Annotated in this window: 13 protein-coding genes and 1 pseudogene; 3 read left to right on the top strand and 11 right to left on the bottom strand. The window is 69.5% G+C overall.

Annotated features, from left to right (window positions below; genetic code table 11):
- Nucleotides 1–118: 118 nt before the first annotated feature.
- From CFB89_RS22700 to CFB89_RS22690, 3 genes are read left to right on the top strand one after another with little or no spacing between them, the layout of a single operon-like run.
- Nucleotides 119–1,288: a HAMP domain-containing sensor histidine kinase gene (locus CFB89_RS22700; protein WP_089469826.1), complete on the top strand. Its 1,170-nt coding sequence runs from the start codon at nt 119–121 to the stop codon at nt 1,286–1,288.
- A 21-nt stretch (nt 1,289–1,309) separates the two neighbouring features.
- Complete coding sequence (locus CFB89_RS22695) at nt 1,310–2,059, top strand: response regulator transcription factor (RefSeq protein ID WP_089469825.1); 750 nt, start codon at nt 1,310–1,312, stop codon at nt 2,057–2,059.
- Nucleotides 2,056–3,618: a secretin N-terminal domain-containing protein gene (locus tag CFB89_RS22690; RefSeq protein WP_144030149.1), complete on the top strand. Its 1,563-nt coding sequence runs from the start codon at nt 2,056–2,058 to the stop codon at nt 3,616–3,618. The genes CFB89_RS22695 and CFB89_RS22690 overlap by 4 nt, the downstream gene beginning before the upstream one ends.
- A 73-nt stretch (nt 3,619–3,691) precedes the next feature.
- Here the strand turns inward: CFB89_RS22690 and CFB89_RS22685 are convergent, their stop codons facing one another.
- From CFB89_RS22685 to CFB89_RS22640, 11 genes and pseudogenes are all read right to left on the bottom strand, one after another.
- Nucleotides 3,692–4,147, bottom strand: coding sequence for a hypothetical protein (locus CFB89_RS22685; protein ID WP_012339989.1), 456 nt, complete (start codon nt 4,145–4,147; stop codon nt 3,692–3,694).
- A gap of 61 nt (nt 4,148–4,208) precedes the next feature.
- On the bottom strand, nt 4,209–4,373 hold the full coding sequence (locus CFB89_RS35025; protein WP_012339990.1) for a hypothetical protein: 165 nt from the start codon (nt 4,371–4,373) through the stop codon (nt 4,209–4,211).
- A 123-nt stretch (nt 4,374–4,496) separates the two neighbouring features.
- Nucleotides 4,497–4,760: a hypothetical protein gene (locus tag CFB89_RS22680; protein ID WP_089469823.1), complete on the bottom strand. Its 264-nt coding sequence runs from the start codon at nt 4,758–4,760 to the stop codon at nt 4,497–4,499.
- Nucleotides 4,761–4,804: 44 nt separating this feature from the next.
- Entirely contained in the window at nt 4,805–5,827 is a 1,023-nt protein-coding gene (hrpD5, locus tag CFB89_RS22675; RefSeq protein ID WP_089469822.1) for an HrpD5 family protein, read from the bottom strand.
- Between the two features lie 158 nt (nt 5,828–5,985).
- On the bottom strand, nt 5,986–6,942 hold the full coding sequence (locus CFB89_RS22670) for a hypothetical protein (protein ID WP_089469821.1): 957 nt from the start codon (nt 6,940–6,942) through the stop codon (nt 5,986–5,988).
- The gene (gene sctS / locus CFB89_RS22665) at nt 6,939–7,202 is read right to left on the bottom strand and encodes a type III secretion system export apparatus subunit SctS (protein WP_012339994.1); all 264 of its coding nucleotides are present in this window, start codon (nt 7,200–7,202) and stop codon (nt 6,939–6,941) included. Before sctS ends, CFB89_RS22670 begins: the two co-directional genes overlap by 4 nt.
- A 7-nt stretch (nt 7,203–7,209) precedes the next feature.
- Entirely contained in the window at nt 7,210–7,860 is a 651-nt protein-coding gene (gene sctR, locus CFB89_RS22660) for a type III secretion system export apparatus subunit SctR (RefSeq protein ID WP_089469820.1), read from the bottom strand.
- Nucleotides 7,847–8,941, bottom strand: a complete 1,095-nt coding sequence (gene sctQ / locus CFB89_RS22655) for a type III secretion system cytoplasmic ring protein SctQ (RefSeq protein ID WP_179233512.1) — start codon at nt 8,939–8,941, stop codon at nt 7,847–7,849. The genes sctR and sctQ overlap by 14 nt, the downstream gene beginning before the upstream one ends.
- Nucleotides 8,942–9,011: 70 nt before the next feature.
- Nucleotides 9,012–9,554 (bottom strand): annotated as a pseudogene (sctP, locus tag CFB89_RS35020) (type III secretion system protein SctP); the annotation flags it as partial.
- Between the two features lie 152 nt (nt 9,555–9,706).
- Nucleotides 9,707–11,761: a type III secretion system export apparatus subunit SctV gene (gene sctV, locus CFB89_RS22645; RefSeq protein ID WP_089469817.1), complete on the bottom strand. Its 2,055-nt coding sequence runs from the start codon at nt 11,759–11,761 to the stop codon at nt 9,707–9,709.
- Nucleotides 11,762–11,780: 19 nt separating this feature from the next.
- A complete protein-coding gene (locus CFB89_RS22640) occupies nt 11,781–12,854 on the bottom strand; it encodes an EscU/YscU/HrcU family type III secretion system export apparatus switch protein (RefSeq protein WP_089470576.1) in 1,074 nt (357 codons plus the stop codon).
- Nucleotides 12,855–12,953: the final 99 nt, after the last annotated feature.

The raw sequence follows: 12,953 nt of genomic DNA, 5'->3' as shown, positions 1-12,953 counted from the left end.
GCGATTTACATCGGCATTTGACGCCAATTTCCCGGCATAAAGAAATTTAATATTATTAGCTTTATATTACTGATGATATGCTCGCCGGACTGCCCGCTTCTGATAAACGGAAACCTGAATGGCATCGATGTCGACGAAGCCTGGATCCGATGTGCGCCCGCCATCCGCGATCGACTGGGCGCGGGTCCTGTTCGACGCACAGCCGCAGGGCGCGATTGCCGTCGACGGGCACGGCGCGATCCTGTTCGCGACGCCGGTCGCCGCGCGCCTGCTCGACCGGCCGCTCGACGCCGGCGTGCCGCTGTTGCCGCTGCTGCGCGCGTATCGGCAGGATGACGAAGCGGCCGACGATACGGCCGCGCATGGCGCGCTGCAGCGCGATCTCGAGCGCGGCATCGAGCTGCAGGCGGCCGACCGCTGGCTGTGGGTGAAGCTCGAGCCCGCCCGTCCGGGGAATCCCGCCGCGGCCGTCGCGTGGCTGCATGACGTGACGGACCTGCATCAGGCGCTCGACCGCCGTACCGAATCGCTGCGTTTCCTGTCGCACGACCTGCGCTCGCCGCAGAATTCGATCGTCGCGCTCACGCAGCTGCACGAGCACGATCACGCGGCGTTCGAAGCGTGCGGCGGCATGCAGCGGATCGCCGAACTCGCGCGTTACGCGCTGTCGCTCGGCGATCAGTACATCTTCTCGTCGGTTGCCGATGTCGTGCGTCATCGCGATTTCGTGCGCTTCGACCTGCGCCGCGCGATCCGCAGCCTGATTCCGAAACTCGAGGTGGCCGCCGTCTATCGCGACGTCGCGCTGCGGCTATGGCTGGCCGACGGGCCGGCCGTATGGATCAGCGGCGTGCAGGTGTTCGTGATGCGCGCGCTGCAGAACCTGATCGACAACGCGATCCAGGCGTCGCGTGCCGGGGCGCGCGTGACGGTGTCGCTGCGGGTCGAGGACGGCACGGCGGTCGTGGTGGTCGGCGACGAGGCGGGCGGATTGCCGGGCCTCTCGCCCGATCGCCCGATGACGGACTTCGACGCGCTGTCGCCGAAGGCATCGGGCGGCTACGGCATCGGCCTCAAGCTGGCCGCGCGCATCGTCGTGCTGCACGGCGGCACGCTGCATGCCGAGGTCAATCGCGAGTCCGGCACGGATTTCGTGTTGCGCCTGCCGCGGCTCGTGCTGCAGGCAGGTATCCGACACTCGCCGGACGGCCGGCGCACTGGCCCCGCGGCGCTGGAGCGCCCGCCGCTCGACCAGGCTCCTCGTCAGCGGCGCTTGACACCGGGCTGAGGGCCCGAGCGGATCGTAACCATGCTCAATCAGACGCGAATCATGTTGTTGGAGGATGACCGGATCCAGCAGACGATGCTGGTCTCGTGGCTCAAGGCGGAGGGATATCAGGTCGAGGCGTTCGACAACGGCATCGAGGCACGCAACCATCTGTCGGATCACTGGGCGGACCTGATGATCCTCGACTGGGACGTGCCCGGCCTGTCGGGCGACAAGCTGCTCAGCTGGGTGCGCGGGCGATCCCGCTCGACGGTCCCGGTGATTTTCCAGACCGTGCATTCCGACGAAGAGGAAATCGTCCGGATTCTCGATACCGGGGCCGACGACTTCCTGATCAAGCCGGTCGACCGGATCGTCTTTCTCGCGCGCATCCGCGCGCTGCTGCGGCGCTTCCAGACGGCGGGCAGCGAACGGCGCCGGATGATCGTCGGCGACTACATCCTCGACCGCGCCAACCTGAACATCAGCCGCGGCACGACCTCGCACTCGATCGGCGCGAAGGAGTTCGACCTGCTCTGGCACCTCGCGTCGCATCGCGGCATCGTCGTGCAGCGCCAGGATCTGTACTCGGTCGTCTGGGGCTGGGACGGCGGATCGCAGAGCCGCTCGGTCGACATGTACGTGAGCCGCCTGCGCACGCGCTTGAAGAACCTGAATGTCGACTGGGTGATCCAGTCGGTGTACGGCCGCGGCTACCGGCTGAACCTGACCGACATGCCCGTCGACCAGGAAGTCGAGCAGGGCGAAGGGGCGATCGAGTACAAGCGTTGAGCGGGTTTTTCGCCAGCGTCTGCATGCTGCTGCATCTCGCATGCGGCGAACCCGAGCCGGCCGCGCCGGCGCCTCGGCCCGCGCCGGCATCGGCCGTGTCCGCGCCGGCGGCGACCGCGTCGCCGCATGCGCGCCGCGCGACGCGCGGGCACGCCGCCAGCAAGGCCGCCGGCGACGGGCATGCCTTGGCGCCGCCGCCGCGACGCAGGTCGCCCGACTGCCGCGCGCATGCGTGTGCGCTGCCCAACGTGCCGCCGTGGTCGTCCGCGCCGTACCGCTATTCCACCAGCGGCGCATCGCTGCCGGACACGCTGCGTGCGCTGTCCGCCGCAACGCATGTGCCGATTGCGTTCGACGCCAGGCTCCCCGGCCGCGTCGAAGGGCGCTTCGAGCTGCCGCCGCAGCGCTTCGTCGAGATGCTCGCGCACGGTTACGGGCTCGTCTGGTATTACGACGGCACGGTGCTGCACGTCGATGCGGCAGGCGCGCAGACCACGCTGATCGTCCGTCTCAACTACGCGCGCCCGGCGGACCTGCATGCCTTGCTCGCGCAGACCGGCATCGACGACGTGCGGTTCGTCGCGCGCGATGACACGCCGGCCCGCGGCCTCGTCACGTTTCGCGGGCCGCCGGCGTGGATCGCGCTCGTGGGCCGCGCGGCGCAGCGCCTCGATGCCGACGCGCGTGCGCGCGTGAAGACGGCGGTGCGCATCGTGCCGCTCCACTACGGCAACGCGGCGGACCGCACGGCGTTCGCGAACGGCCGAACGAACGTCGTGCAAGGGGTCGCGAGCCGCGCGGCGCGCGTGCTCGATCCCCACGACGGCCTGCGCGCGACCATCACCGAATACGAGGCGCCGCTGCCGGTGCTCGGCGCCGATGCGGGCACGAACGCGGTGCTGGTGCGCGATCGCCCCGAGCGGCTCGACGCCGACGTGCGGGCGATCGTCGCGCTCGACCGGCCCCGGCAGCACGTCGGCGTCGCGCTGCTGGTGGCCGAAGTCGATGCGGATGCGCTGGGCGCGATCGGGCTCGGCGCGCAGGGCGCCACGGTGATGCGGGCCCGCGCGGCGCGCAACGTGAGCGCCGCGCTACGGGGCATGGCAGGGGTGCGCATGCTGACCGATAGCGCGCTCCAGACGGACGACGGCGTGGCCGTTGCATGGGAACGGCACGCCGAACGACCCGTCGCGCCGACGGGCGGCCAGCGGGACACGGCCGCATCGGACGGCACGGTCGCGGCCACTGCGGCAGCGTCCGATCCGGGCCCGGCCGCGGACGACGCGCTGCGCATCGTGCCGGCGCTCGACATGCGGACCGAGCCGCCCCGCGTGGTACTGGCCGTCGAATGGCGCGGTGCGGCGATCGACGTCGCGCGCGCGTCGCTCGGGCCGGGCGAGATGCTCGCGATGGTGGAACCCGGTGTGTCCGCGTCGGCCGCCGGGCGTGGGTCGATGCGGGTGATTCTGCTCGCGCCGCATCCGGTCGACGGCTGTGCGTCGCTCGCCGATACGGGTGAAAGGGCGGTGCCCGGTCAGCCGGCCGCGGCGTGCCGATGAGCGCGGCCGGCGCCGCATGCGCCGGCCGCGACCGTGCGATCGCGTGCGGCCGGCACCCACGCCGCCGACGACGCTACGCGCGCAGCCACGCGTAATCGCCGTTGACGATGTTCTGGAACATCTCGTCGGTCGACTCGATGATGTTGCGCCGCCAGTAGCGGCCGTGTTCGGTGTAGTGCGAGACGGTATCGGCGACGACGGCGCCGTCGACGTCAGGCGTCAGCGGCAGCCTGAGGATGAGGATGATGCCGCCGGTATCGGCGTCGAGCCCGAGCTGCGCCTGGTCCTGCGCGTAGATCAGCAGGTTCGCCTCGAGCATCAGGCGGAAGATCACGAGCGTGCGCCCGGCGGTGACGGTGCCGTAGTGGAAATTCACGTACATCGCCTCGGGATCGTTCTCGAAGTGATCGAGCCGCACGTCGAAGCCCTCGACTTCGATCGTGCGCGTCTGCAGTACGTAGTCCGCATCCGGCAGGCCGACGACGGCACAGGTGTCGCGGACGATTTCCGCGAAGCGTTCGATGCTCATGACGGCGACGATCCGGCGCGGGCGAACGCGGCGCGCGCCGCGTCCGCCACGCCCGACGGGATCAGCCTTTCTTCGAATCCTCCTCGGTATCCTGCGCGCCCGTCTTCGCGATGTTGCAGACCGACTGGATCATCGACATCATCACCTGGATCATGGTGGCTTCGATCATGGTGCTGACCATCGTCTGCATCATGCCCATCATTGCCGCGCTGGCGCCAAATGACATAACTTCCTCCGGAACAAGTTGAATGACATGCGGATCGGCACACGAAGCCCCTGCGGCTTCGCATGCCGGCCGATTACGCCGGGCATCCGCGCCCGGCGGCTGGACGAGACGCCCAACACCGGTTCAATGGCTGACGGTCGAATCGTCCGCGGCCAGTTCGTTCAGCCGATGCACGAGGCGCTGGCCCGCGATCATCCCGCGGTAGATTTTCTGCAGCGCCGCGCGCTCGTCGGCATCGGCGCACGCGGCGGTCGCGTCCGACACGCGCTGCGCGCAGTCCTCGAACGCGGCCGCGATCGCGCCGATCCGCGCGCCCGCATGGCCGCCCGCGAGCGTCTGCTCGAGGCCCTTCATTTCGTCGATCATGGCTTCCAGTGCGTCGTACATGGCAACTCCTTCGATGGCCCGCGACGGGCCGGGTTGACGGGGAACTAGCGGATCGCATCGCGCCCGGGCACGATCGATTCGCGCAATATCCGCGGACCGCCGACGGCGTCGCCGGTCGTCGACGTGAACACGTGCTTGACGCCGTCGATCGTCTGGACGTAACGCGTGGCGCCCACGTCGAGCATCGCGCTGTACAGCACGCCGCCGGACGCGGGCGCTTCGGTGACGTTCACGTCGAGGCGCCGGATGTTCGCGTTGAGATCCGCGCGCAACTGGCCAAGCGCTTCCTCGAGGCGCGCGATCGACGGCGCGACGCCCGTCACGTCGAACACGCCGTCGCCCGCATAGCGCACGCGCACGCCGTCGATGCCGATCGACTCCTCGATGCTGGCGACGTCGTCGTGCGCGACGTCGTACTGGCGCGCGATCGCGTGGTAGTCCGCGCGGGCGAGCAGGGCCCGTGCGGCGATGTCCTGCGAGGTTTCGTCGACGATGCCGTCGACGACGACCGTGTCGCCTTGCGCGCGGACCCGCAACCCGGCGATGCGCGCGTCGCGGAACTGGCGCTCGAGCCGCGCTGCCACCGAGCGTGCATCGGGCGGCGGCGGCGCGTTGCCGCGATCCGGCCAGACATTGGCGATCACGGAACCGCCGGCCGCCAGCAACGCGACGACGGCCGCGGCCGCGAGCAGCAGCCGGGTGCGGCGCTTCGCACGGGGCGCCCGGTCGCCGGCAGCCTGCCGGTCGCCGGTGCCGTGGTACAGGCCCGCGAGCAATTCGATGTCGGGCGGCCACGCGGCGTCTTCGTCGCCGAAGCACAGCACGGTCGTTCCGAACGGGAACGCGACGAAATCGGGAATCCATACGATCGACTGATCGGGCGCGGCCGCGTCCGCGCGCCGCGCGCTGACCGCGCCGTGTGCATCGAGCTCGACGAACACGTCGTCCTCGTCCCAGTCGGTAATGCAGATATCGGTGTCGTCGGCTGCGCCGATCCGGTAGCGACCCGGCGTCAGGCGCGCCTGAATCCCCGCATGGGTGCCGGTCAGGATGCGCAGTGTCTTCATGGGATGAGAGCAGGTCCGTTGGCAGGCAGGGATTCGGTGATCGGCGCCGCGGATGCACGGCGCCGCCGCTTACCGCATGTTTGCGAGTGTAGGCAGCGGCGCGCCGCGAGCCGGCCGCGATCGCGAACGCATCGCCCGTGCCGCGAACCTGCGTGCATTCACGGCTCATTGCGCCCGGCTACGCTGCCGGCTACGCCGTTGCGCACGCGCACGATCGCGTCGAGCCGGACCAGCGAACGCGCGCGCAGCGCGGCAGTCGACGGGCGCAGGTCGTGGAAGGCCAGCAGCGGAGTGAGCGCGCCGCGTGCGCCGGTTCCGGCGCTCAGTCGCTTGAAGTCGACGAGGAAGCGCAGCAGGTCGTCGTAGCTGCTGGACGCGTCGTCGCCGGCCAGCTGACGGGCTTTCAGGACGTCGGTTGAAACCGCGAATGCGTCGTGCCCCGCGCAACGCTGCCGGATGACCGCTTCGCGCATCGCGTCCGGGTAGACGAGCGGCTGGTCGGCGGTCGATGCCGCGAGCGCCTGGAGTTCGGTGCGGGCGGCCGCGGCCACGCGCCGGATCGCGTCGATGCGCCGCTTGCCGTCCTCCGGCGCGTCGCGACGCCCGCCGTTCGATTGCGACCCGCCGTCGCTGAACGACGGCATGCGCGCGCCGGGCGTCGCATCCCGGCGCGACGTCCAACTGCCGTGCGCGGGATGGCGGGACGGGCGACGTTCGTGCTTCGGCGTCTGCGGCGGGTTTTTCGGATGGCGTGACTGCTGCTGTTGTTGCCGATGCTTCTGCTGCGGGTCGGGCCGCGCGGTCGATTGTCGTGGCCGCGGCGCACCGTTGCCGCCGTGGCCGTCGTGGCGGCCCGGCAGGTGCGACGTGTGCGACGTGTGCGACAGGCCGCCGTGTGCGGCGAGCAGGTGGCGCAGGTGATCGGCCGCCACCTGTCGCGCGTGCGCGGCGCCGTGCGAGGGATGCCATGCGCGCGCCGCGTGCCGGAAGATGCTGTTCCGGTACAGCCGCGCACGCTGGTCGATGCGCGCTCGCGCATGCGCGGCCGTGCCCGCCGCGGCCGGAGCGACCTCGTGCGGGCCGGACGCGCCGGGGTCGTGACGGACGGTCGTCATGTCGGCACCGCCGCGCTGAGGAGCCGGAGGGCGAAGCGCAGGATGGTGGTGCCGCCCCAGCCGGCCGTGAGCAGCAACGTCCCGATGACCGCGAACAACTTGACGCTGTGCGAGATGGTCTGGTCCTGCAGCGACGTGATCGCCTGCAGGAACGCGACGATCAATCCCGACAGCGCCGACACGATGATCGCCGGCAGCGAGATGTAGAGGCAGAGCAGCAAGCCTTGCGAAGTCAGTCCGATCAGGGTGTCCGTATTCATTGCGCGCCTACTTGTACGTGAGGATCAGGCCGTGAATCAGCGCCGACCAGCCGTCCATCGCCACGAACAGCAGCAGCTTGAACGGGATCGCGACGTTGGTCGGCTGGATCTGGTTGAGGCCCATCGCCAGCAGCACGTTCGCGATCACGAAATCGACGATGATGAACGCGATGTACAGCAGGAAGCCGATCTTGAACGCGTCGGCGAGCTCGGTCAGCGTGAACGCGGGCGCGAGCACGATCAGGTCGTCTTCGTGCAGCGCGTTCGCGAGGCTCTCCGGCCAGATCACGTGCGCCGAGCGCATGAAGAACAGGCGCTCGCGTTCGCGCGAATGCGCCTTGAGGAAAGTCCGGAACGGCGCCTGCGAGGCGCCGAACGCCTGGACCATGATTTCCGCCGGCGAATTCGCCAGTTGCTCGTGACGCATCGTGTCGGCCGCGCTCATCCCGATCGGCGCCATCACGTAGAGCGTGACGAGGATCGCGATGCCGTTGAGCACCATGTTCGGCGGCACCTGCTGCACGCCCAGCGCGTTGCGCAGCAGCCCGAGCACGACGACGATCTTCGCGTACGAGGTCACGACCATCGCGACGAACGGGATCAGGCCGATCGCGATGACCGCGACCAGCAGCGCGGTCAGTTCGTTAATCTGCGTCATGGCTGCCGAATACGTCGATGACCCGCACGCCGAGCTGCTCGCCGACCGTGACGAGTTCGCCGATGCCGATCAGTTGCCCGTACGCGAGGAGCCGGATGCGCGCGTCGCGCAGCGTGCCCCGCAACTCGATCACGTAGCCCGGCCGCAGCGCGGACAACTGCGCGAGCGGCAGCGTGACCGTTTCGATTTCGAAACTGACGGGCAGCTCGAGTTCGTCGAGCGAGGTCTGGGTGTCGGCGTCGGGGGCGCCGGGCACCGGGTGGTCGTGGCGGTCGGTCATGGCAGGTTCCGTATCGAGAACGAGTCGGGGGCCGTCGAGCGTGGCGTGCGCGACGTACTGATGCATGCCGGCCACGCCCCAGCGCAGCGCAAGCGCGTGGGCCGGCGCGGCGCCGTCCGAACCGGCGAATGCCGGATCGGCGAAGCGCAATACGACGTCGCCGGGACGCAGCCGCCTGAGCGTCGCGATCGGCAACGCCTTCTCGCCGACGATCAGGTAGCCGGGCACGCGAATCCGGCCGAGCCGCGCGGGCAGCGGCGCCGGATGGCGGGCCATTCGGCGTTCGATCAGGTCGATCCAGCCGGGATCGGCCGGCCCGATCCGGCAGGCATGGCGGTGCGCGCCGTGTACGCAGAGCATGCCGACGGTCGCCGCGCGGCGGCCGTCGCGATGCAACGGGGCATGACGCCCGATCGCCGCGACGCTGACGTTCACGGCGCCAAGCGTGTCGAGCAGATCGATCAGCGGCGTGAGCAGCAGGCCCGCGATCGCGCACGACAGCGGCGAGCCATCGTCATCCGCGAGCGCCGCCAGCGCCGGGTGCGCGTCGGCGTTCAGCCCGATCCAGGCCAGCGCGCCGTCGTACTGCAGCGCGACCCAGCACAGGTTGCCGTCGGCCACGTCGCCGGGCACCAGCCGCCAGTCCGCCGCGCCGTCGAGTCCGGCAACGCACGCATCGAGACGCGCATCGCCCAGCAAACGGGCGACGCTCGCGAGTTCCGCATCGATGCGCGGCAGCCCGTTCGGGTCGTCGCGCAACGCGCGGACGGTGTGGCGAGCAGGTTGGCCGGTGGCATTCATCGTGTCGTGTGTGAGCGGTTCTTTCGACGGGGCAGTGGGTGTGCGCGCAACCATTCGTATCGGCTGGCGGTCACGCGACTTCGATCGACACGTGGCGCGCAACGGCGAGGCGATGCAGCAGGTTCGCCAGTTGTTCGTGCAGCACGTGCACATGACGAAAGACTAGTTGGCGGATCTCGGGCGCGTCGGCGTCGAACCGAAGCGCGAGGTCGAAATACGAAAGATGCAGTTCGAGCGTGCAGCCGGGCAGCAGGTCGAGATCGAGTCTCAGGCGGATGGTCCAGTTGCCGTTCTCGAGCACGGCCGCGTCGCTGCAGAAATCGGCGACGTGCGCGGCAACGAAGCGCATCAGCTCCACCACGCGTATCTGTTCGGCGCCGAGCGCCGCGACGAACGGCTGGACCTGTGCGTCGAGCCGCCGCGCGCGCTCGGCCGGCGGCGCGTCGGCGTCGAGATCGTCGTCCGCGTCTGCATCGGTGTCGGGGGGGCCACCGTGTCGGCCAGCGTGTCGTCGGATGCGTCGGCGTCGGTCGGTCTGCGGGGCGGCTCGCCGCACATGCGCCGGCCGTGCGCGCGCAACGCGTCGTGCAGCGCCGCGCGCTCGCCGCGTTCGCGCGCATCGCGAACCAGTTCGGCATAGTCGATGCCGCGCCGGCCTCGCGTCGGGCGCGGCGCGCGGTGCGCGGCGTCGTCCGCGTCGTCGTCAGGCGCGTGGATGCGCGGCGTGATCGGGTGGGTCGTCATGGCTGTCCCCGCGCGCGGCCGTCACGTCGTGACGCGACCGAGCGGGCGCAGTTCGACGTAATCGCCGAGTTCCTGGTACGAGTACACGCGCAGCCACGGCAGGTGTGCCTCGACCATGCGCCGCACGTAGCGGCGGATGTCCATCGACGTGACGAGCGCGACTTCGTCGTGCGGCACGTCGCCCACGTAAGCGCCGATCCGCTCCGCGAGCGTGCGAACTTCGTCGGGCGAGAGCGCGAGATAGTTGCCGGTCGGCGTCTGCTTGATCGACTGGCGAATGTGCTGCTCCAGGTCGCTCGTGAACAGGACGGCCTGCAGCGACGCGGCGCCGCCCGTCGCGCTGTATGCGATATAGCGGGAGAGATCGCCGCGCACGTATTCCGTCAGCAGCAGCATGTCCTTCTCCTTCGGCCCCCAGTTCACGAGGCTCTCCATGATGCTGCGTGCGTTGCGGATCGGAACGTTCTCTTCCAGCAGGCGCCGCAGCACGTCGGCGATCCGCTGCAGCGGCAACGCCTTCTGCACCTCGGCGACGAGCCCGGGGAATTCGGCGCCGAGCTGCTCCAGCACCCACTGGGTTTCCTGGATGCCGACGAACAGCTTCGCGCGGGCGCGCAGCAGCGCGATCGTGTCGTTGGCGATCACCTGTTCCGCGCGCCACACCGTCGCGCCGCCGGGCGGCTGCCGTTCCGGCGCCCAGTAGCTGTCCGCCTGGCCGCCTGCCGCGCCGGCCTTCTCGCATTGCGCGGCCAGCGCCGGGTCGGTCGCCGCGCCGGGCACCATGACCTTGCCGGGCGGAATCGTCACGGTCAGCGACGGGACGTCCAGCACGAGAATCTCGAACGTGCCGGCCGCCAGGTCGGACGCGGTCCACATCGTGATGCCCGGGAACGGCAGGCCGACCTGCTCCTGGAGCAGCATGCGCTGCGTCTCGAACGCGTCGTTCAGCGCGGTGGCCGACAGGCGGTCGGCGAGATCGGGAGCGAGCCGCACGCCGAGCGCGCTGGTGAATTGCGGCGCGTGCCGGAGGATCGTCGGCGCGTCGCCTTTCGAGCCCGCGCGCTGCAGCGCCGCGACCGTCTTGCCCGGCGCGGCCGACGACGTGCCGTCGCCGCGCCGCGCGAGCCGGTAACCCGCGAACCCGAGCAGCGCGGACAGCAGCAGGAACAGTTCCCATGGAAAGCCAGGCACCATCGCGAAGCCGAGGAGCAGCACGGCCGCGAACAGCATCGCGCGCGCGTTGCCGCCGAGCTGGCGCAACATGTCCTCGCCGAGCGAGCTGCCTTGCTTGGCCGACTCGTCGGATACCCGCGTGATCATCACGCCCGCGGATACCGCGATCAGCAGCGACGGGATCTGCGACACCATCGCATCGCCGATCGACAGGATCGAAAAGCGGTTCGCCGCGTCGCCGGCCGTCATGTCGTGATAGGCCACGCCGACCGCGATGCCGGCCGTCATGTTGACGAGCGTGATGATGAGTCCGGCGATCGCGTCGCCCTTGACGAACTTCATCGCGCCGTCCATGCCGCCGTAGAGCTGGCTTTCGACGGCGAGCCGCGCGCGCTTGCGGCGGGCCTCGTCGGGCGTCAGCAGGTTCGCGCGCAAGTCCGCATCGATGCTCATCTGCTTGCCGGGCAATGCGTCGAGCGTGAACCGCGCGCCGACTTCGGCCACCCGTTCCGAACCCTTCGCGATCACGATGAACTGAACGGTCGTGATGATCAGGAACACGACGAGGCCCACGACGAGATTGCCGCCGACCACGAGTTCGCCGAAGCTCTCGATGATGTGCCCCGCGTCGGCATGCAGCAGGATCGACTTGGTCGACGCGATGTTGAGCGACAACCGGTAGAGCGTCGTGAACAGCAGCACCGACGGAAACGCCGACAGCTGCGTGATCGACGGCACGTACAGCGTGACCATCAACAGCACGACGCTGATGCAGATGTTGACCGACAGCAGCATGTCGATCACGACCGGCGGCAGCGGCAGGATCATCAGCGAAACGATGGCCGTGACGAGGGCGGCGATGCCGATTTCGCCGCCCGCGGGCAACTTCAGGTTCTTGAACATGTCGCGCTCCAGGTGCGAATCAACGGGGTTCGGCAGCGGGCGTGCCGGGGCCGACCGCTTCGACCCAGCGCAGGATCGCCGCGACGACTTCGAACAGTTCGGACGGAATCGGCCGATGCTCGGCCACCTCGTAAAGCGCGCGCGCGACCGGCGGGTTGGCGACGATCGGTATGCCGCGTTGCGTCGCCAGCGCACGAATCTCGCGAGCCGCGTTGTCGATGCCCTTTGCAAGCACGACCGGCAACGGCGTTTCGCCGCGCACGTAACGCAGCGCGACCGCGTAATGCGTCGGATTGACGACCACCACGTTCGCGCGGCCGACGGCCCCCGACAGGCTTTCGCCGCCGCCGTTGACGAGTTCCTTCGCGCGCTTGCGCCGCTCGTGCTTGAGCTTCGGCTCGCCTTCGCGCTCCTTCAGTTCGCGCTTGACCTCGTCCTTCGACATGCGCTGCGCGCGCATCATCAGCCAGTGCTGGATCTTCCAGTCCACCACGCCCACCACGAGGAACAGCACGGCAGCCGCGAACAGCAGCTTCAGCAGCGCGTGCCACAGAATCTGCGAGAGCGCCGCCAGCGGCTCGGCCATCGCGGACGTGATCAACGGAAACAGCGACACGATCACGTGCCACAGCGCGGCGGCGATCACCACGGCCTTGACGCTCATCTTCAGCAGGTCGATCAGCGCGCGCTTCGAGAAGATCTGCTTGAGCCCGGCCGCCGGCGACAGCCGGTCCATCTTCGGCATGACCGGGTCGAACGAAACCTGCAGGCCCACCTGCGCGCCGATCGACAGCGCGGCCGCGAGCGCCGCGCCCACGCTGATCGCGCAGCACGCGATCGCGCCGTTGGCCAGCTCGTGCATCAGGATGGACCACAGCGCATGCATCGAACGTGCGGACGCGCAGAAATCGATTGCGCGCGCGATGTTCTGGTGGAGGGCGTCGAGCAGCGGATGCCATGCGAACGTAAAGAGCGCGAGCGAGACGAGCACGAGTACCGCCGCGACGAGATCGACACTCTTCGCCACGGTGCCTTTCTTGCGCGCCTCCTTGAGCTTGCGTCGCGTGGGCTGTTCGGTTTTCTCGTCGCTCATGAACGCTCCGTTCGCGTCGTCATGCGTCGTCGCACGGTAGCGCGGCCGCCGCCCGGCAGCGCGCATGCACGCGAAGGCGGCGCGGCCGGCCCGAAGCGC

The organism is Burkholderia sp. AU16741 (assembly GCF_002223345.1).
Taxonomy (GTDB): Bacteria; Pseudomonadota; Gammaproteobacteria; order Burkholderiales; family Burkholderiaceae; genus Burkholderia; species Burkholderia sola.
This window is presented reverse-complemented; position numbering and strand designations above follow the sequence as displayed.